Raw genomic sequence first — 20,518 nt, 5'->3', positions numbered from 1 at the left:
CCACGGAAGGAGGCACCGTGTACTACCCTGCGCTGTTCACCCCCGTTACGCTTGGCTCCCACGCCTTGCCGAACCGCATCATCATGGCCCCGATGACCCGGCTGCGCGCATCCGATGCAATGCCCAATGCGGTCATGGCGGAGTATTACGCGCAGCGGGCCAGCGCGGGCCTCATCGTCACCGAATGCATCATGATCTCGGACACCAGCGCTGCCTACATGGGCGCGCCGGGACTCTATGCCGACCGTTTCATCGAGGCCTGGCGGCAGGTGACCGAAGCGGTCCACGCGGCTGGCGGCCGGATCTTTGCGCAGTTGTGGCATTCGGGGCGCGTTGCCCACGTCTCGCTCATGCCCGGCGGGCAGGCCCCGCTGGCACCGAGCGCCATTGCGGGCGTGGGCGAGCTTCACACTCCGCTCGGCAAGCAGCCACTCTCCACCCCCCGCGAACTGGCGATCGAGGAAGTCGCGGGGCTTGCCCGCGCGTTCGGCAAGGCGGCTGACCGCGCGCGGCAGGCCGGATTCGACGGGATCGAGATCCACGGCGCTTTCGGCTACCTCGTCGACCAGTTCCTGCGTGATGGCAGCAACCGCCGCATCGATACCTATGGCGGCACCGCGCGCAACCGGGCGCGCTTCCTGCTCGAAGTGGTCGCGGCAGCGCAGCAGGCCTTCGGTGCCAATGTCGGGGTCAAGCTGTCACCCGCCAGCCGCGCGCATGGCATGGATGACAGCCGCACTGCCGAGACTTTCGCCGAAGTCCTAGCGCTGCTGGGCGATGCCGATCTGGCCTACCTGCACATGATGGAGCCGCTGGCCGGGGACGATCAGCCTGAGCTGCTGCTCGCCGCCCCCTGCGCCTTCGCGCGGCGGCACTATGGCGGCACGCTTATCGCCAATGGCGGATTTTCGGGAGAGAGTGCGGCGGCTCTGGTTGATCAGGGCGGTACCGACCTCGTGTCCTTCGGCCAGCCCTTTATCGCGAACCCCGATCTGCCCGCGCGCCTCCGCGCCGGCGCGGCGCTCGCGGTGCCCGATTACAGCACCGTCTATGGCATTCCTGGCCAGCCGCTGGAGCAGGGCTACACCGATTATCCGGCGATGGCATGATCAGCGGATCAGGCCGAGCTGGCGCGCCTTGAAGGTCGCTTCCGAGCGGCGGTTGACGCCCAGCTTGGCGTAGATCTGCTGGAGATACCATTTGACCGTGCCAAGCGTGAGGCCGGTCTCCTCGGCAATCTGGCTGTTCATCATCCCCATCGAGATCATCAGCAGCAGTTCGGATTCGCGGTCGTTGAGCGAATCGTACTGGCCGCCCAGTTCGTCGATATCGACCGCCGGGATGGCTGGCGTGCTGTTGCCGCTGAGGAGGTGCTGCAACTGGCCAAGATAGGGCACGATCTCGCTGTCGCCCCCTCCGGCGGTGAGCCGCATCTGCTGGAGCTGCACGCGTACGGCCTCGTTGCTGTCGAGGAAAGTGCGCAGCAGGCTCCCCTTGGCGCCGAACTGCAAGCCCGTGCGCAAGGTGCGGTGCGCCGATTTGGATTCGCCCATCACGATCTGGACCTGGGCAAGCAGGATGCAGAAGCGCGCGCCGAGCCGGATGCACCCCCGGTCCGAGAGGAACCGCAGCCACCGCCCGAGCAGCGATTCCGCCGCCGAGAGGTTGTTCTCGATCTGGGCAACGATGGCGGCGGCAAAGGCCCGCGCCGCGGCTGCGGTGGTCATCCCACGCGCGGGTGCGAAGCGTTCGATATCGCCGGTCAGATTGCCCAGCGCCCCGATCCTGCGCACGTCGGCGACCTCACCTGCCGAGGCCAGCAACTGCAGGCGCTGCGCGACCAGAAACGCGCTGAGGCGGTCGAAGCCCCGCGCGACGCCGATCTCCTCGCCCTCATCCAGCACCCGCAGCGCCGCGCCGACCGAATCCAGCGCCGCAATGCGCACCCGCGTCTGGTATCCTGCAACCAGCTGATCGACGAGGCCGGTCTGCCCGGCGAGCGGCAGGAACTCCTCCGTCAGCGCCCGCGCGCCGTCGATTTCATTGCGCTCGTAAAGCACTTCGGAAAGGTGCAGCGCGGGCATCGCCGTGGTCGGATTGGTGCGCCCGACGATCTCGGTCGCGGTGTCGAACGCGCCTTGAAAGATGGCCCGCGCGCGTTCGAGCTGGCCGATCTGGAGATAACCCGCACCGATGATGCAATCGTGCCAGATCGATCCCCAGCGGTTGCCGTAATCGACGAAGACGGCGCGGGCACGGCTCGATGCGGCCAGCGAGCGGCAATCGAACTGTTCGCGCTGCGCATAGATCAGCGACGTCTGCGTCACCGCGTCGTCGAAAGCGGTGTATTTGCCCTCCATCTCCAGCCATTGCCGGGCCAGCGCTTCGGCAGGCACCATCTCGTCGCGCAGGATGGCCAGCTGCATCTCGCAATAGACCTGCTTGCGCAGCACTTCATCGACATCGAGCCCCGCGTCGCGCCACTTTGCGGTGCGCGCGCCGTTCGTCAGATTGGCGCGCACGCTTTGCAGAATCCGCCGCGCTTCGCTGAAGTGCCACGACAGAGTCAGCGAATAGACCTGATCGAGCTGGAGCGCCGGATAGTCGCCCAGCAGTTCCTGCGGCAAGCTCGAGCCATAGCGCACCAGTGTCGCGCCGCGCCCGGATTCGACCAGCGCCGTCGACACGCGCGAGAGGATGTCCGCCGCAATCTCCGGGTTCTCGGTCGCGAAGGCATGGCGCGCCGCGCGGCCGGGAAAGCCCTTGTGCTCGAACCATTCCGCCGCCGCGCGGTGCAATTCTGCCTCGCGGCCCGGAGCGGTGCGCGCGCCGATCGCCATCATCGCGTCGCTGAACAGACGGTGGAAGCGGAACCACCCGGACTGGCCCACGCGGCTGATGAAGAGCTGCCGTGCCTCCAATTCGTCGATCATGCGCACGCTGTCTTCGCGGCCCAGCGCCGCATCGCAAAGTTCGGCTGAAAACTCGCCGATGATCGCAACATCGCGGGCGAACGCGGCAATGTCGGCCGGCAGGCGCGCCAGCACTTCGTCGCGCAGGAACTCCTCGACCCCGATGCTGGTGGCCGAGGTCATTTGCGGCAGGCGCGGCCGCTGGTCCTGGCGGAACGACAGCGCGGCGAGCTTGAGACCGACCACCCAGCCCTCGGTCCGCTCGAAGACCTGATCGATGAACGCCTCGTCGAAAGGCTCGCTCGATGTCTGCATCAGGAAGCGGCGCACTTCCTCCCGGTCGAACTGGAAATCCCGCGCGGAAAGCTCGGCGCTTTCCCCCAGCGCGCGCAGCTTCGCCAGCCGGATGCTCGGCTTGCTGCGCGAACTGACGACAAGGTGGAGGCAGCCACTCCCCGCATTGGCGAGCAGGCTGATCACCTGCAGCACGTCCGGGTTCGTCACCTCGTGCAGATCGTCGATGATGAGGACGACCGGCTGGCCGGAGGCTTCGATCGCATTGACGATCGCGGTCGAGGTGATGCGCAAGTCCACGTCCATGCGGTGCTCGATCACGCCGTGCAGCGCGCCGCGCAGCGCCGGGATGTTGTGATCGATCGTCGCGACGAGATGGTGCGCGAACATGTTGGGATCGTTGTCGAGATCATCGACCGTGAGCCAGGCCGCCGCGATCCCCCGCTCGCGCAGCTTGAGGTACCATTCGCCGAGAGCGGTCGATTTACCGTAGCCCGCCGGCGCCGTCACGACCGTCAGCGTCACATCGAGCGCGCGTTCGAACTTGGCGACAAGCGGCTGGCGGGCGATGATATCGCTGAGCCGCAGGCGCGGCGGGGCGATCCGGGTGGCAAGCAGCGCGCTCGGCCCGCTCCACGCAGCAGAACTTTCGCCCTGCCCCGAAGTGCCGGTCCCGGCCGTGGCCGGTCTTCCCGGATTTCGCGATCTGGCCACTGCAGTCATTTCCCCCGTGGACCGCATGTTTCTGCAGCTCCCTAGGCAGCGAGTATAGGTCTCGCGCCGGTTTCTTGTCAGCACCCAATACCGCGAGCGCGGATGCAGGTTGCCAGCCGAAAGTTAGGTGCGCGGCGAAGACAGGCACTGCCCCCGATGCCGTCAGCCTCCCGTCAGGCTCGCTTGCTATTGCCCCCCGGCTGATGAAAGCAGGGTGGCATGGCGCGGGTTCTGATCATCGAGGACAACGAACGGCTGGCCGGCCTGATCGCCGATGGCCTCGGCGCGCAGGGCCATGTCTGCGACGCGGTCCATACGCTGGCAGCGGCAGAGGATGCATTGGCCGGCACGCTGTTCGACGGGATCGTGCTCGATCTGGGCCTGCCTGATGGCGACGGCGTGGACTGGATGCGCGCGCAGCATGGTCCGCGCCCGCCGATCCTCGTGCTCACCGCCCGCGATGCGCTGGAGGATCGCATACGCGGCCTTGATGCGGGGGCGGACGACTATCTCCCCAAGCCCTTTGCGATGAGCGAACTGGCCGCCCGCCTGCGCGCGCTGCTGCGCCGGCCCGGCGGGCGGCAGGATGCCGTGCTTGCCCTCGGCAACCTGGCATTCGATCCGGCCAGCCAGCGTGTGACGGTTGCCGGCACCACGCTGGAGCTGACGCGCCGCGAGGCCGCCCTCATCGAACTCCTGCTGCGCCGCGCAGGGCAGGTCGTGCGCCGGGCGGTGATCGAAAACAGTCTGTACACGTTCGACGAAGCCGTCACGCCGAACGCGGTGGAAGCCACGATCTCGCGCCTGCGCCGCAAGCTTGAGGAGGCCGGGGCCGCACTGGAACTCCATACAATCCGCGGTGTAGGCTATATGGCACGGGCGCGCGGCGCATGAGCCGGCCGCCTTCGATCGTACGGCGGCTGACGGCGAGCCTGGCCTGGGTCGGCGGGCTCGGCGCGCTGCTGCTGCTGATCGTGATCGGCATCGAGTACCGCATCTCGTTCAGCAATCTGGGCGATCACAATGCATTCGCCCGCGCGATCCATGAACTGAGCGAACACGTGCTGCTGCCGATGGCGGTGCTGATCCTGCCGATGGCGCTGGCCGGGCGCTGGGCGATCAAGAGCGGGGTGCGCCCGCTGATCGATGCCGCAGCGCAGATCGATGCGCGTGCCGGGGAAACCCGCGGCGTGCGCGTCGATACCACCGATTTTCCGATCGAGGCGCGCCCGTTTGCCGATGCGATCAACCGGGTGCTCGGGCGGATCGATGGCGCGGCGGCGCTGCACGAAGCCTTTGCCGCCGATATCGCACACGAACTGCGCACGCCGCTTACGTTGCTCTCGCTCGAGCTCGACCGGCTCGAACATCCCGATGCCGGACGCATGCGCGGGGATGTCGCGCGGATGCGGCGCCTCATCGACCAGCTCATGCTGCTTGCCCAGATCGACGCCGATCACGCCGCGCAGATCGCGCCCACGCCGGTCGATCTCGGCGATGTTGCGGGCGACGTGATCGCCCAACTCGCGCCGATCGCGCTCGACCGGGGGATGCGGCTTGCGCTCGAAGCGGATGCGCCGGTCATGGTCATCGGGCGGCGCGAGGCCATTGGCGCGGCACTGCGCAACCTGATCGAGAACGCGCTGCGGGCGAGCCCTGCCGGAGGCTGCGTCACGGTGCGCACCGGCGTGGGCGGAATGCTCGCGGTGCGCGATGAAGGCCCGGGCCTTTCTACCGAACAGCTGGCGACCCTCACCCAGCGCCACCGCCGCGCCGATCATGCCAGCCGCGATGGCGCGGGGCTTGGCCTCGCGATTGTCGAGCGGATCTTGCGCGCCCATGGCGGCACGCTCGAAACCAGCGCGTCGGCGCGCGAACTGCGGCTGCAGTTTCTGCCCGCCGCCTCGTCAGACTGACGTCAGCTTTTCGCACTAGGGCACGCACCATGAAGCAGAATTCCTGGATCCTTGGCGGCGCCGCCGCCGTGCTGCTGGCTGGCGGGGGCTGGTGGTGGATGGCCTCGCACGCAGCGGGAACGGCCGCACCCGCCGCCAATGCCGCGCCCGCAGCGGCGAAGGACGGCATGATCCCGCTGACCGCCGAACAGATGCACGCGCTGGGCCTCACGCTGGCGGTTGCTGCCTCCGCGCAGACGATGCCGGTGGCCGAACTGCCCGCGCAGATCATGCCCCAGCCCAATGCGCGCGTGGCCGTCGCCGCGCAGTTTCCCGGCGTCATCACGCGCATTTTCGTCGTGAGCGGACAGGATGTGACCGCAGGCCAGCCGCTCGCCACCGTTGCCAGCCGCGACATGGTGAGCCTCACCGCCGAACTCGCCCGCGCCCACGCGCGGCAGGGCGTGGCCCGCGCGCAGGCAGCGCGGCTCGGCCAGCTTGCGCGCGAGGGGATCATCGCCCCCGCCCGCGCCGACGAAGCCGCCTCGCTCGCGCGGCAGAGCGACATCGACGTAGGCGAGCAGGCGCGGCTGATCGGGCTTGTTCCGGGCGGACGCGCGGGCGGTGCGGGCTATACCCTGAGCGCACCGATCAGCGGCAGGATCAGCGCGATGAGCGCGGAGACCGGCAAGGCGGTCGACCCGGCCATGGCACCGTTCGTGATCGATGGCGGCGGACCGTTGCAGGTGACCGCGCAGCTGCCGGAGCGGCTGCTCGCTGCGGTCAAACCCGGCATGATCGTGCGCATCGGCACGGTTTCCGGCACCGTGAGCGCAGTCGGCCAGTCGCTCGATCCCACCACGCGGTCCGCCACGGTGACAGCCACGATTCCTGCCGGGAGTGCGGCAGCAGGTAGCGCCACTGCAATCGGCATCGAAGGCCCGGCCCCCACCGGCGCAGTGCGCATTCCCGTCTCGGCGCTGGGCGAGGTCAATGGCGGCAAGATCGTGTTCGTCGCGGTGCGCGGCGGCGTCAGGATGCGGCCTGTCACGGTCGGCGGTCAGTCGGGCGAAAGCGCGGTCATCACCAAGGGCCTCGCCCCCGGCGAACGCGTCGCGGTGAGCGGGGTGAGCGAGCTCGCCACCCTCGCCAGCGCCAACTGATCGCGCAGCCGCAATGCTCCGCGAACTTCTCGCCAAGGCGCTGTCCTACCGCCTGCTCGTGCTGGCCGCTGCGCTGGTCGTGGCCGGGATCGGCGGCTGGACTTTCGCCAACCTGCCCATCGATGCCTATCCGGATATCGCGCCGACACAGGTGAAGATCATCCTCAAGGCGCCCGGCATGACGCCGGACGAGGTCGAGACCCGCATCCTCGCACCGATCGAACAGGAAATGCTGGGGCTGCCCAAGCAGGCCGTGCTGCGCGCCACCGCCAAGTACGCGATTGCCGATATCACCATCGACTTCATCGACGGCACCGATATCTACTGGGCGCGCCAGCAGGTGAGCGAGCGGCTGGCAGGTGTGATGGGCGATCTTCCCGGCGGGGTCAGCGGCGGTCTTGCTCCGATTTCCACGCCGCTGTCCGAACTCTTCATGTTCACCATCGATGGCCCGCAAAGCCTCGAAGCGCGGCGCACTGCGCTCGACTGGACGATCCGCCCGGCGCTGCGCACGGTCCCCGGCGTGGCAGATGTCAACGCGCTGGGCGGCTACGTCCGCACCTTCGAAGTGCGCCCCGATCCGCTTGCGCTGGGCGCTGCGGGGCTGACCATGGCCGATGTGAAGGATGCGGTCGAAAGCGGCAACCGCAACGATGGCGCGGGCCGCCTCGCCAATGGCGAGAACGCGCTGATCGTGCGCGCTGTTGGCGCCATCCGCACGCTCGATGATCTGCGCGCGCTGGTGCTCCGCGCTCCGGGCGGCCGCGTGCTGCGGCTGGGCGATGTGGCTAGCGTCAGCAATGGCAGCCTCACCCGCTACGGCGCGGTCAGCGCAGATGGACACGGCGAGACGGTCGAAGGCCTCGTCATCGCCCTGCGCGGCGCGGATGCGCGCAAGGTCGTCACCGGCGTCAAGGCCCGCCTCGCCGAACTGCAGCACAGCCTGCCGCCGGGCATGAAGATCACCACCTTCTACGACCGCTCCGACCTGATCGACCGCGCGGTCGGCACGGTGGAGGAAGCGTTGCTCGAAGCGACCATCCTCGTCGTGGTGCTGCTCGTGGTGTTCCTTGGCGATTGGCGGGCCGCCGCGATCGTGGCGACCACATTGCCGATGGCGGCGCTGATCTGCTTCATCCTCATGCGCAGCTGGGGCCTCACCGCCAATCTCATGAGCCTTGGCGGCCTAGCCATTGCCATCGGCATGCTGGTCGACGGCGCGGTCGTCGTCGTGGAAAACGTGGTCGAGCGGCTCGGCCAGGCGCGCGCCGAAGACCAATCCCCGCGCCTGCATCACGTGTTCCGCGCAACCAGCGACGTGATCGTGCCCGTCTCGGCGGGCCTCCTCATCATCGCGCTCGTGTTCCTTCCGCTGGTTTCGCTCGAAGGCCTCGAAGGCAAGCTCTTCGCTCCCGTCGCGCTGACGATCATCTTTGCGCTCGTCGCCGCGCTGCTGCTGGCGCTGACGCTCGTTCCCGTGCTCGCCTCGCTCGGCCTCAAGTCTGGCGCGCACGGCGAACCGTGGATCATGCGCTGGCTGACGCCGCGTTACCGTGCGCTGCTGGCCGCCGCCTTCGCCCGCCCGAAGTTCGTTTATGGCGCTGCCGGTTTGGGCCTTGCCGCCGCCGTCGTCGCCTATGGCGCGGTGGGCAAGACCTTCATGCCGCAGATGGACGAGGGCAGCGTCATCGTCCAGCTGGTCAAGAGCCCGTCCATCGGCCTGCCCCACTCTGTCGCCGGAGACCTTGCCGCGCAGCGCCTGCTCAAGGCGAAAGTCCCCGAAGTCGACCGCGTGATCTCACGCGTCGGCGCGGACGAACTCGGGCTCGATCCGATGGGCCTCAACGAGACCGACACGTTCGTCACGCTGAAGCCGCAGAGCGAATGGCGCGGGAGCAAGGAAGCTATCATCGAGGACATGCGCCACGCCATGGCGCTGCTGCCGGGAATCGGCGCGAGCTTCACCCAGCCGATCGAGATGCGCGTTTCCGAAATGCTCACCGGCTCGCGCGGGGATCTTGCGGTCAAGATCTTCGGCCCTGACGGCGCGACGCTCGGCAAGCTGGCAGGCCAGGTCGAGGCAATCCTCAAGGCAACACGCGGCGCGACAGAAGTGATGACCGTCGCCAATGACCGCGTCGATTATCTTCAGATCGATATCGACCGCCTCGCGGCCGGGCGCGCGGGCATATCGGTCGATATGATCGAGGATACCCTGCGCGGCCAGCTGGAAGGCGTGCGCGCGGGGATCGTCGCGGAAGGCAACCGCCGCATCCCCATCGTGCTGCGCGGAGCCGATGGCGTGCAGGCCAATCCCGCCGCCTTTGCCGATACCCTGCTGCGCGGCGCCGATGGCCAGACCGTGCGGCTGAGCGATGTTGCGCATGTTCGCCCGGTCGCAGGCCCGGTGAAGATCGATCACGAAAACGGCTCGCGCTATGCCCTCGTGCAGGCCTTCGTCTCGGGCCGCGATCTTGTCGGCTATGTCGAGGACGCCAAGGCCGCCGTGCATGCCAGGGTGCCCCTGCCCGCCGGATACCGCGTGGTGTGGGGCGGCCAGTTCGAGAACCAGCAGCGCGCCGCCGCACGGCTCTCACTGGTGGTCCCCGCCGCGCTGCTCCTCATTTTCTTCGTGCTCCTCGCCACGTTGCGGTCGCTGCGCGCGGCGCTGCTGATCCTCGTCAACATTCCCTTCGCGATGGTCGGCGGCATTGTCGCGCTATGGGCGGCGGGCCAGTATCTTTCGGTGCCCGCATCGGTCGGCTTCATCGCGCTGCTTGGCATTGCGGTGCTCAACGGCCTCGTTCTCGTCTCATACTTCCGCCAGCTGCGCGCGGAAGGAACGCCGATGGCCGAAGCGGTCCGGCTCGGTGCCGAACGCCGCCTGCGCCCTGTGCTGATGACGGCGAGCATCACCGCCTTCGGCCTCGTGCCGCTGCTGTTTGCCACCGGCCCCGGCTCCGAGATCCAGCAGCCGCTCGCGATCGTGGTGATTGGCGGGCTGGTCAGCTCGACCCTGCTCACGCTCGTGCTGCTGCCGATCCTGTTCGAACGCTTCGGCGAAAGCCCCGAGGAACGCGCCAATGGCTGACGTACTGCTCACGCTCCACTGCGCCGCCGCAGATGCCGAAACCATCGGCGAAGCCTTGCGCGGCGCGCTCAAGGCCCCCGTCCACGTGCGGGCCGAAGCCGTGCTCGGGCTGGACTTTTCCGATGCCACGACGGCTGAACGCGTGACCGCGCGGCTGGACCGGCGGGCCATCGAACTCGTGCTGGCGCAAGCGGACCTTCCCGAAGCGCTCGCAGCGCTCGGCCGCGTCCGGCGCAGCGGCGCGGTGCGCTGGTATACCAGCCCGGTGCTTGAACGGGGGCGCGTGGCATGATCCGCCTTACCCTCTTTGCCGCACTACTCCTGCCCAGCCTGGCACTTGCACAGACAGCGCCCCCGCTTGACCAGCGGGCGGACCTGCCCCCCGCGCCCCTCGTCAGCGAAGCGCTCGACAGCTACCCCGGCGTGCTTTCCGCTGCCGCTCGCATCGATGCCGCGCGCGCGCAGGCCGGTGCGCTGGCGCGGGGCACGCAGGAAGTCTCGATTTCTGCCACGGCCCTCAACCGAAGTGTCGACCGCGAGGGCAACTTTGCCGAGTTCGATGCCACTGTGTCGCGGCCCTTCCGCCTTCCCGGCAAGGCCAGGCTCGACCGCAAGACCGGCGCGGCAGGCGTGAGCTTCGCGCAGAACCAGATGGCCGATGCCCGCCATCAGGCCGCACTGGCGCTTTCGCAGCAATGGTTCGATTGGGTCGAGGCAGGCGCCCTGGCCGCAAGCGACGCCGCCAATATCAACCATCTCGAACGCGCGCTGGCGGCTGTCGAGCGGCGTGCGGCGCTGCGCGATGCCGCCGCGCTCGATGTCGATCAGGCCCGCGCCGCCCTTTCGCGTGCACGCGGCCAGCGCGCCGATGCGCTCGCCCGCGCCGCCGAGGCCCGCGCGCGCCTTGCCGCCACGTTCCCGAGCATTCCCCTGCCCCCCGATCCCCCCGCGCCGACAATGCCGGCCGAGCCGTCGATCGGCTTTGATACGCTGGCCAAGCTGGTCATCGAGCGCAGCCACGAAATCGGCGCGGCACAGGCCATGGCCGACCGCGAGGGCTTCGCCGCCGATCGCGCCCGCGCCGAGCGCCATGCCGACCCTTCGTTTGGCGTGCGCGCCTTCAGCGAGCGCGGGGGGATGGAACGCGGGCTTGGCGTCGTCGCGACGATGCCGCTCGGCGGCGGCTACCGGCGCTATCAGGCCGAGGAAGCCGCTGCCAATGCCCGTGCTGCAGCGCAGGACCTTGCCGGGGTGCAGCGCTCGGTCGCGGCCATGGCGGCGGCAGACCGCGCGCTTGCCGAAACGCGGCTGGCGGGGTGGCAGGCGCTGGCGCAATCAGCAAAGGCTGCCGATGCCGTGGCCGATCGCACCATCGCGGGCGGCAAGCTCGGCGCCATCGATCTGGCCGACGTCCTCTTCGCCCAGCGCCAGGCCAGCGACGCCCGGCGCGAGGAAATCGCTGCGCGGATGGCGGCGCTGCGCGCGATCCTCAAGCTCGAGATCGATTCCCACGTTGTGTGGATCGACGCCGACGACCATGGGGACGCCAGCGCCGCACCGTGAGGCTGCCGGTCAGCGGAACTCGAGCTCCGGAAAGCCTGCCGCTGCCGACTGGTCCATCGCGTCGTAGTAGAAGTTCGCACCGCCGAAGTAGATCAGCACGCGCGCACCCTTGTCGGCACGGTTGGCGCCCATCATCCACGAATTGACCTTGTCGCCCTGCGCCATCAGCGTCTGTGCGTGGATGTCGGCGGTCTGCTTGGTCCAGGCAGCCTCGGCCTCGGCCTTGGGCCAGAACGTGGCATGGCCTTCATGCTCCATCTTGCGGATGCAGGCGGTGATCCAGATCACGTTCTGCTCGATCGAGGTCGGGAGGTTGGCAAAGGGCGCCTGCGGACCGGTGACCATGAACATGTTGGGGAAGTCCGCTACGCAAACGCCCATGATGCTGCCCGAAACCGTTCCCCACTTCTCGTTCAGCGTCTCGCCGCTGGCGCCGATGATCGGGAACGCTTCGAGCGCGCCGGTATAGGCCTTGAAGCCTGTCGCCAGCACGATGATGTCGAACTCGTAGTCCTTCGCCGTCGTGCGCACCCCGGTTTCGGTCACTTCAACCAGCGGCTCGCGCTTCTTGATATCGACGAGGTGCACGTTGTCGCGGTTGAACGCTTCCAGATAGCCGTGATCGAGCGGCGGCCGCTTGGCGAAGAGCGGGTAGTCGTCATAGGTCGGGCAGAGCAGCTCGGCGAGTTCGGGATCGTTGACCCGCGCCTTCATCTTGCTCGTGATGAAATCACCGGCAAGCTTGTTGGCCTCGGGGCTGGCGAGGAGATCGTCGAAGGTCTCGAACACCCAGCGGAAGCTGCCGTTCCAGTTCTCCTCGAAGATGCGCTGGCGCTCCTCGGGTGTCGCATCGAGCACGTTGCGCCCCACCGGGCTGTCGAAAGCCATGCCGAACACGTGGTTGCGGCACTTGGCGATGATCGCGTCGTAGTTGTCCTTGATCTCCTTCTCCCACTCCGGCGTCATCGGGCGCTGCATGGCGGGGAGGATGTAGTTGGGCGTGCGCTGGAACACCGTCACGTCGGCGGCTGTCTTGGCGAGTTCGGGCACCATCTGCACCGACGTCGCGCCTGCGCCGATGACGCCAACGCGCTTGCCGGCATAGTCCAGCCCTTCTGGCCAGCGCGAGGAGTGGAAGATCGGCCCCTTGAAACTGTCGAGGCCCTTGAGCGCGGGAATCTCGGGCTGAGAAATCATGCCCATTCCGCTGATGAAGTATTTGCAGGTAAACGATTCCCCGGTCCCGGTCGTGACCTGCCACCAGCCCTTGTCCGCCAGATAGCGCGCCTCGGTGATCTCGGTGTTCAGCTTGATGTGCGGCATCATGTCGCACTTGTCGACGACGTAGCGCATGTAGGCCTGCGTCTCGGCGCGGCCCGGATAGCGCTGGGTCCACTTCCACTCCTGCAGGATCTCCTTCGAGAAGGTCAGGCAGTAGTAATAGCTTTCGCTGTCGGTCGCAGCGCCCGGATAGCGGTTCCACGCCCAGGTCCCGCCCACGTCCGAGGCGCGATCGAACACGCGGATCGAAAGCCCTGCCTCGCGCAGGTAGTGAATGAGCGCGATGCCGGCAAAGCCTGCACCGATCGCGATGGCATCGAAGTCCGGCCGGTCGGCGCCGGTGGTTGCGGAAGCCGCCCCAGCCTCTGGGGCAATGGTGGTGGTGGTCATCGGTCATCCTCTCCTTGCGGCCATCGCATGCAGCCGCGATAGGTTCAAAATCAGTGTGTTGCAGGGCAATCCTGCGTGTTCAGTAGAGTGTTTCCATGCAGGCCTTCGAATAAGGCTTCAGCTGGTCCACCGCCCCGGCGCGCACCTTCTGCAGCCAGTTCGGATCGGCCAGCAGCGCGCGGCCCACGGCGACGAGATCGAAGTCCCCGCGCTCGAAGCGCCGCACCAGTTCATCCATGGACTTGAGCGTCGGCACGGATTCGCCCGCAACAAAATCCTCCATCAGATCGCGGTCGAGCCCCACCGAACCCACGGTGATCGTCGGCTTGGCGGTGATGTGCTTGGTCCACCCGGCAAGGTTGCGATCATCCTCTTCGGGGAAGGCAGCTTCCCAGAAGCGCCGTTCGGAGCAGTGGAAGATATCCACCCCGGCGTCCGAGAGCGGCGCGACCCAGCGCTCCAGCTCGCCCGGATCCCGCGCGATCTTGGCGTCGTACTGGTAGGTCTTCCATTGCGAGATGCGGAAGATGATCGTGAAGTCCGGCCCGACCGCCGCGCGCACTGCCGCCACGCAATCGGCGGCAAACCGCCCGCGCTGGGCAATGTCATCGCCGCCGTAGCGGTCATCACGCTTGTTGGTCGCCGTCCAGAAGAACTGGTCGAAGAGGTAGCCATGTGCGCCGTGCAGCTCGACCGCATCGCAGCCGATCCGCTGCGCTTCGAGAGCGCCGCGCGCGAAGGAGGCGATCACTTCGTCGATATCGCTGGACGTCATCACGCGTCCGCCCGGAATGTCGGGACCGACAAGGCCCGAGGGGCTTTCGAGCGGCGGATGGGGCGAATCCGGCCAGTTGAAGTCCTCGCACCCGCCAACGTGCCAGAGCTGCGGGATCATCGCCCCGCCCGCGCGGTGGACACCGGCGGTGGCGCGCGCCCAGGCCGCAAGGCCTTCCTCGCCGTGGAAGGCCGGCACCGTATCAGCTGCGACAGCGCCGGGCCGGTCGACGGCCACACCCTCGGTGATCACGGCAGCGACGCCGCCTTCGATGCGGCGGCGGTAGTAGTCTGCCGATTCCTGCGTAAGGATGCCGCCCGGCGCGAAATAGCGCGACATCGGCGCCATCAGGAAGCGATTGGCAAGGTGGAGCGACTTGCAGTCAAACGGCGTGAAAAACGGATCAAGTGACGTCATTTTGGTCATCTCGCCTCGGGTCAGAGCTTGGCCAGAAAATCGCGGAGCGCGCTGTTGTACGCCTCGGCATCCTCGATGAAGGGCGCATGACCGCAGCCCTCGATCAGCGCGAGCGTACCGTGGGGCGCCATCTCCGCCGCCGCCTTGCCCACGCCCGGATCGAGGATTGCATCCGCGCCGCCGACGATGGACAGCAACGGCACCGCCAGCGCCTTCAGCGCCGCGCGCTGGTCCACGCGGCCCAGATCCATCAGAGATTCGATCACGCCCGGCCCGCTGTCGATGAAAGCGGCCCACATCCAGTCGACCATGGCTTCGCTCACCGGCTTTGCGCAGACGCCGCCGGCAAGGCCGCGGAAGAAGGCCGCGCGGTCGCCGCCGAGCGCTTCCTTCGTCGCTTCGAGCGAGCCCGGCTCACCGCCATAAGGGAAATCGTCCGATTTGATGAACCGGGGCGCCGCGCCGCAGGTCAGCACCACGCCCGCGCATCCCGCGCCGAGCTGGCCAGCCGCTTCTACCGCAACCGCTCCGCCCAAAGACCAGCCGTTGAGCACGACCGGCTTCTCCGTGCAGTGGCGCACGATGCCGGCGACATCGGCCGCGATGGCCGCAATCGAAACATCATCGAAAACGCGGTCGGACTGGCCGCAGCCCCGGTGATCGACCACGATCACCGCATGGCCTGCTGCCTTGAGCGTCTCGACCGTGCCTGCCCAGATCCGGCCGGACATCGCCCAGCCGTGAATGAGGACAACCGGCACGCCCGCACCGCGATGGTGTTCATAGTAGACCGAACGGCCTTCGCCGCAATCGAACCGCGCCATCGTTTCTCTCCCAGATTCGCCGCCCGCTATTGCGGTGCGGAAAGCGTTATGCCCGTCAGCGGGCTGAAATGCTGCATGGTCACCTTGCGGCGCGCGATCTTCCACACGCCATCGCGCCGCTCGAAGCGGTCACGATAGGTCGCCGCCACGCTCTGCGCCTGGCCGTCGATGCTGTTGCCGATGCAATAGACGTCGCAGATGCCCGTCATCACGTCAGCGCTCTCCGGCGTCACCCGCAAGTTGGTGGTGTAGTGGGTCGAATCCTTCCACGCCGGCCAGAGAATGTCCTCCACCGCATGGACTACGCCTTCATGGCCCACGAAATCGCCGAACGGTGGGCCAATTTCCCACACCGCGTCAGGCCACCAGATTGCGAGAAAGCACCCCATGTCGCGCTTGTCGAAACCGAGGCAATAGTCGGAGGTCAGGTCTTGCAGCGCGAGCCGGGATTCCAGCATATCAAGGCGCTGTTCGAGCGTTGTCGCCATCACTCGGCATCCTCTTCAAGATAGGGCGCAAACTTCGCCAGAGCAGCCTCGCGCGTGTGGGGAACGAAGTAGGTCGGCCACTGGCCGGGCGCCGGATCGACGCGGCGCAGGATGTCCTTGGCGACCGAGACCTTGTGAACTTCGGTCGGTCCATCGACGATCCCCATTTCCGGCACGTACTGCCACATGTCCATCAGCGGCGTTTCATTCGACATGCCGAGCGAGCCGTGGAGGTGCAGCGCGCGGTAGACCACATCGCGCAGCACGCCGGGCATTGCCGCCTTGATCGCCGAAATCTCGCGCCGGACGCGGTGGGTATAGCCCTTGTCCTGATCCAGCAGCCACGCGGCATAGAGCACATGCAGGCGGAACTGGGTGATCTGGGTGTAGCTGTCGGCGATCCGCTCCTGCACCATCTGCTTGTCGGCCAGCCGCTCGCCCTTGGTCACGCGGCTGACGGCGCGCTCGCACATCATGTCGAGCGCCTTGTTGAGCATGCCGACCGTGCGCATCGCATGGTGGATGCGCCCGCCGCCAAGGCGCGACTGCGCTACGTTGAAGCCGCCGCCAACCGTGCCAAGCGTGTTGGCCAGGGGCACGCGGCACTGGTTGAAGCGCAAGTAGCCGTGCACCCCGCTGCCAATCTCGTCCTTGGGTCCGACAGCCGTGTTGCGCACGATCTCCAGCCCCGGCGCATCGCGCGGAACGATGATCGTGGAGGAACCCGCATGCACCGCCACATCGGGATCGGTGATGCACATCACGATGAGGAATTCCGACATGTCGGCGTGGCTGGCGAACCACTTCTCGCCCTCGATCACCCAGTCATCGCCATCGGCGCGCGCGCGGCAGAGGAACTCGCCGGGATCGGCGCCCGCCTGCGGCTCGGTCATCGAAAAGCACGAGACGATATCGCCATCGAGCAGCGGCTGGAGATAGCGCGCCTTCTGGTCCTCGGTGCCGAAGCGCGCGAGGATTTCGGCATTGCCGGTATCAGGCGCCTGCGTGCCGAACACGGTCGGCGCAAAGCGGCTGCGCCCGAGAATCTCGTTCATCAGGCCGAGGTGCAGCTGGCCATAGCCCTGTCCGCCAAGCTCGGGGCCGAGGTGACACGCCCACAGGCCCTTGTCCTTCACCACCTGCTGCAGCGGCTTCATGATCCGGCGCGCCTTCGAACGCGGGTCGAAAGGATCGCCGGGACCGCGGAACACAAGGTCCATCGGCTCGATCTCGCGCTTCACGAAATCGCGCATCCAGTCGAGCTTCTCGGCAAACTCGGGTTCGGTCGAAAAATCCCACGCCATCGCTTAAATGCTCACCTTCTCAGCAACCTGCATACCAGCCCCCATCGACCCACAGTTCCGCACCCGTGACGTAGCGCGCCTCGTCAGAGGCGAGGAACAGCGAGGCGTGGGCGATGTCCATCGGTTCGCCGACCACGCCCATGGGGATCGAAGCCTTGATCGCCGCGTCCTGCTCAGGCGTGATATCGCCCAGGATCGGCGTGCGGATCTGGCCGGGAAAGATCGTGTTCACGCGCACGCCCTGCTTCACGAACTCAAGCGCAGCGCCCTTACCCATCACGCGCACGGCGGCCTTGGAGGCGTGGTAGCTGATCGCGCCGGGGCTGCCGATGAGGCCGTAGAGCGAGGAAATGTTGACGATGGCAGAGCCGGAGCCAGCTTTCACCAGTTCGGGCGCGCCTGCCTTCATGCCGTAGAACACGCCGGTCTGGTTGACCGCGACCATCTTCGCCCAGCCTTCGGGCGTTTCGTCCACAATTCCGCCTGGGTGGAAGATGCCGGCATTGTTCACCAGCGTCGTCAGCTTGCCGAAGGTTGCGACTGTCAGCGCCACGGCTGCTTGCCAGCTGGCAAGGTCGGTCACGTCGAGCCGGGTGAAAGCAGCCTCGCCGCCCGCATCCTTGATCTTGGCGACAACGCCCGCGCCCAGATCTTCCTGAAGGTCGCCGATCAGCACGCGCGCGCCTTCGCGGGCATAGAGCATGGCCTGGGCCTCGCCGAGTCCGCTCGCTCCGCCGGAAATGAGCGCCACCTTGCCCTCGAGCCTGCCGCTCATCGGACCTCTCCCTTGTTCGTTATGGCGCCTTGTGGACCACACTTACTAGTTTCAGACAAGCAAAATTTGAGACGTCCGAACGCGCGCAGACCGGCACAATCCGCGCATATTCCCCAAAAATGCTAGTCAATGTCAAAGCGCCGCGGATTCAAACGGGTACACTCTCCGCAATATAACTTGTTTGGGTATAGCAAGTTTGATAGACCCCGCGCAGGCAGTGAGGTCCGCTGCGCGACAGGACGGGGAGTGCCCCGCCCGCAAGCGCAGGCAAAATGGACGAAGCCGCCGAGGATAATGGGGCCACGCCGGAAGAGCGGGGCATGAGAGGGAGAGACGGGATGAGCATGTCGGTAAAGGCAATGCGCGCGCTTCTGGCGGCGTCCATTTCAGCCGCCGGACTGGTTGCGGGCAAAGTTCACGCCCAGCAGGCGGGCGCCAGCGACGCGAGCACCAGCGAATCGAGTGAGGGGCTTGAAGCGATCGTTGTGACGGCGCGCAAGCGTACGGAAAACCTGCAAAGCGTGTCCTCCTCGATCAGCGCACTTGGCGCGACCGATCTGGCCAAGCGCTTCGATTCCGACGTCCGCGACTTTGCCAACTCCGCGCCCAACGTGCTGATCGATGATACCCAGCAGGGCCCGGGCGGCGTTGCTGCCATCTACATCCGCGGCATCGGTGTGGCCGACGTGGAGAAGTCGGTCGATCCCGCCGTCGGCGTGGTGATCGACGATATCTACCTCGGCCAGAGCTCGGGCAGCCTGCTGAAAGCCATCGACGTCGACCGCGTCGAGGTGCTGCGCGGACCGCAGGGCACGCTGTTTGGCCGCAACGCCACCGGCGGTGTAATCAATCTCGCTCGTTCGCGCCCGACGCAGGAACTGACCGGCAAGGTGCGCGGCACCTACTCCAGCTTCGACACCTTCGACTTCCAGGGCGTCGTCAGCATGGGCCTTGCGCCCAATGTCGCCTTCAAGGTCTCCGGCGCCTACAACTCGTCCGACGGCTACATCTTCAACAAGACCTTCAACCAGCCCGGTCAGAAGTCCGATTTCCGCGCCATCGGCGGCCAGCTGCTGCTCACCCCCACCCCGGCGCTGGAAATCAGCCTGAGCTATGATCACCAGCTCACCCGGCAGGACCCGCCGCAGCTTTCGGCGCTGGCAAAGCCGACCGACCTGTTCTGCGCGGCCTACAAGTATTGCTCGCCCAAGCCCGATCAGCCGATCACGGGTGACCGCTATGTCAGCGTCAGCAATGCCCCGGTCGACAAGAGCGCCCGCTTCCAGCTCGACATGGCCATCGGCAAACTGAAGTACGAGCTCGGCAGCAACCTCGATTTCGAGTATATCCTCGGGTACCTGAAGACCAAGGAATCGATCAATCAGGACTTCGATTCCACCCCGCAGACGCTTTACCACACCGATCGCCCTGCCCGCTGGCGGCAGGTGACGAATGAGGCCCGCCTCATCATGGGGGGCAATGGCCCGCTCACCTTCGTGCTCGGCGGTTACCAGTGGTTCTCCAAGTACACGATCAACCTCAAGAACTACATTGGCTTTGCCGGCCCGCCGCTGCTCACCAGCGCCCAGGACGTGACGCAGACGACCAAGTCGTGGGCCGGTTACTTCGAAGGCGACTACAAGTTTACCGACAAGCTCAAGCTCACCGTCGGCGGGCGCTACACCCATGACACCAAGACCACGCAGGTGAACGACAAGACGATCTTCATCTACGGCACGCTGGAAGAGAAGAACCCGATCGTCACGCTCCCGCCGGTGGCCGGGGTCAACATCGTGATGCCGACACCGATCCAGGCGAGCTGGTCGAAGTTCACCCCCAAGGTCAGCCTCAGCTACAACTTCACGCCTGAAGTCATGACTTACGCGCTATGGTCGCGCGGCTATCGCGGCGGCGGGTTCAACGGCCGCCCCGCCACGATCGGCGCTGCCACCACGCCCTATAACCCCGAGACGCTCGACAACTACGAGCTGGGCTTCAAGACTCAGTTCCTGAATGACCGGGTCCGCCTCAACGGCGCGTTCTACATGATGAAGTACAAGGACATGCAGCAGGACCTCGACGTGCCGGCCCCCGGCACCTCGACAGGGCGCGAAAACCGCACGATCAACGCCTCCAAGGCCGATCTCAAGGGCGTCGAGCTGGATCTGACCGCGCGGGTCACCCAGAACTTCACCATTGGCGGCAACCTCGGGTACCTCGATGCCAAGTACAAGGACTTCTTCGGGGACATCTACAGCACCGGCACGCCGGTCGATGCGACGTTCCTCAAGATCCGCCGCGCGCCGAAGTGGACCTGGGATCTGCGCGCATCCTATGAAAACAATGTCGGCCCCGGCACGCTGATGGTGAATGCAGAACTGCACCATATCGGCGCGCACGAGCTGACCTTCCTCAACAACCCCAACTTGCGCAACGGCGGGCAGAACATGCTCGACGCCTCGATCAGCTACAAGATCAACAAGACCATGATCAGCGTCTTCGGCAAGAACCTGATCGACGAGAACGGCTGGACCATCGGCTACGATGTCCAGGGCGTCTGGAGCTACGGCGCCGCGCGTCCGCCGCGTTCGTGGGGCGTTGCCGTGACGCAGACGTTCTGATCCGGAGCAGC

General features: G+C 66.7%; 15 protein-coding genes. 8 read left to right on the top strand and 7 right to left on the bottom strand.

The window, feature by feature from the left end; all coding sequences use genetic code 11:
• Positions 1 to 17 precede the first annotated feature (17 nt).
• Positions 18 to 1,109, top strand: coding sequence for an alkene reductase (locus ACODS2_RS11485; RefSeq protein ID WP_488998920.1), 1,092 nt, complete (start codon positions 18 to 20; stop codon positions 1,107 to 1,109).
• Here the strand turns inward: ACODS2_RS11485 and ACODS2_RS11480 are convergent, their stop codons facing one another.
• Entirely contained in the window at positions 1,110 to 3,920 is a 2,811-nt protein-coding gene (locus ACODS2_RS11480; RefSeq protein WP_488998919.1) for a winged helix-turn-helix domain-containing protein, read from the bottom strand.
• Positions 3,921 to 4,139: 219 nt separating this feature from the next.
• On the opposite strand from ACODS2_RS11480, the gene ACODS2_RS11475 reads away from it, so the two are divergent.
• The 6 genes from ACODS2_RS11475 to ACODS2_RS11450 are packed head-to-tail and all read left to right on the top strand — an operon-like array spanning position 4,140 to position 11,632.
• Positions 4,140 to 4,814, top strand: coding sequence for a response regulator (locus tag ACODS2_RS11475; protein ID WP_298170280.1), 675 nt, complete (start codon positions 4,140 to 4,142; stop codon positions 4,812 to 4,814).
• Positions 4,811 to 5,836 carry a sensor histidine kinase gene (locus tag ACODS2_RS11470; protein ID WP_488998918.1) on the top strand — a complete coding sequence of 342 codons (1,026 nt, stop codon included), beginning with the start codon at positions 4,811 to 4,813 and terminating at the stop codon, positions 5,834 to 5,836. Before ACODS2_RS11475 ends, ACODS2_RS11470 begins: the two co-directional genes overlap by 4 nt.
• A gap of 29 nt (positions 5,837 to 5,865) precedes the next feature.
• Positions 5,866 to 6,978: an efflux RND transporter periplasmic adaptor subunit gene (locus tag ACODS2_RS11465; protein ID WP_488998917.1), complete on the top strand. Its 1,113-nt coding sequence runs from the start codon at positions 5,866 to 5,868 to the stop codon at positions 6,976 to 6,978.
• Positions 6,979 to 6,991: 13 nt separating this feature from the next.
• Positions 6,992 to 10,069 carry an efflux RND transporter permease subunit gene (locus ACODS2_RS11460; RefSeq protein WP_488998916.1) on the top strand — a complete coding sequence of 1,026 codons (3,078 nt, stop codon included), beginning with the start codon at positions 6,992 to 6,994 and terminating at the stop codon, positions 10,067 to 10,069.
• Positions 10,062 to 10,361, top strand: coding sequence for a DUF3240 family protein (locus ACODS2_RS11455; RefSeq protein WP_421837969.1), 300 nt, complete (start codon positions 10,062 to 10,064; stop codon positions 10,359 to 10,361). Before ACODS2_RS11460 ends, ACODS2_RS11455 begins: the two co-directional genes overlap by 8 nt.
• A complete protein-coding gene (locus tag ACODS2_RS11450) occupies positions 10,358 to 11,632 on the top strand; it encodes a TolC family protein (protein ID WP_488998915.1) in 1,275 nt (424 codons plus the stop codon). The genes ACODS2_RS11455 and ACODS2_RS11450 overlap by 4 nt, the downstream gene beginning before the upstream one ends.
• Positions 11,633 to 11,641: 9 nt before the next feature.
• Here the strand turns inward: ACODS2_RS11450 and ACODS2_RS11445 are convergent, their stop codons facing one another.
• The 6 genes from ACODS2_RS11445 to ACODS2_RS11420 all read right to left on the bottom strand — a co-directional run bounded on the left by ACODS2_RS11445 (position 11,642) and on the right by ACODS2_RS11420 (position 17,886).
• Positions 11,642 to 13,303, bottom strand: a complete 1,662-nt coding sequence (locus tag ACODS2_RS11445; RefSeq protein ID WP_488998914.1) for a flavin-containing monooxygenase — start codon at positions 13,301 to 13,303, stop codon at positions 11,642 to 11,644.
• A gap of 79 nt (positions 13,304 to 13,382) precedes the next feature.
• Positions 13,383 to 14,504 carry an NADH:flavin oxidoreductase gene (locus tag ACODS2_RS11440; RefSeq protein ID WP_488998913.1) on the bottom strand — a complete coding sequence of 374 codons (1,122 nt, stop codon included), beginning with the start codon at positions 14,502 to 14,504 and terminating at the stop codon, positions 13,383 to 13,385.
• An 11-nt stretch (positions 14,505 to 14,515) separates the two neighbouring features.
• Positions 14,516 to 15,319 (bottom strand): alpha/beta fold hydrolase, encoded by an 804-nt coding sequence (locus ACODS2_RS11435; RefSeq protein WP_488998912.1) that lies wholly within the window; start codon positions 15,317 to 15,319, stop codon positions 14,516 to 14,518.
• 26 nt (positions 15,320 to 15,345) lie between these two features.
• Complete coding sequence (locus tag ACODS2_RS11430) at positions 15,346 to 15,807, bottom strand: nuclear transport factor 2 family protein (RefSeq protein ID WP_488998911.1); 462 nt, start codon at positions 15,805 to 15,807, stop codon at positions 15,346 to 15,348.
• On the bottom strand, positions 15,807 to 17,111 hold the full coding sequence (locus tag ACODS2_RS11425) for an acyl-CoA dehydrogenase family protein (RefSeq protein WP_488998910.1): 1,305 nt from the start codon (positions 17,109 to 17,111) through the stop codon (positions 15,807 to 15,809). The genes ACODS2_RS11430 and ACODS2_RS11425 overlap by 1 nt, the downstream gene beginning before the upstream one ends.
• Positions 17,112 to 17,130: 19 nt before the next feature.
• Positions 17,131 to 17,886: an SDR family NAD(P)-dependent oxidoreductase gene (locus tag ACODS2_RS11420; RefSeq protein ID WP_488998909.1), complete on the bottom strand. Its 756-nt coding sequence runs from the start codon at positions 17,884 to 17,886 to the stop codon at positions 17,131 to 17,133.
• Positions 17,887 to 18,224: 338 nt separating this feature from the next.
• On the opposite strand from ACODS2_RS11420, the gene ACODS2_RS11415 reads away from it, so the two are divergent.
• On the top strand, positions 18,225 to 20,507 hold the full coding sequence (locus ACODS2_RS11415) for a TonB-dependent receptor (RefSeq protein WP_488998908.1): 2,283 nt from the start codon (positions 18,225 to 18,227) through the stop codon (positions 20,505 to 20,507).
• Positions 20,508 to 20,518: the final 11 nt, after the last annotated feature.

It is taken from the genome of Novosphingobium sp. FG137, from assembly GCF_057809735.1.
This window is presented reverse-complemented; position numbering and strand designations above follow the sequence as displayed.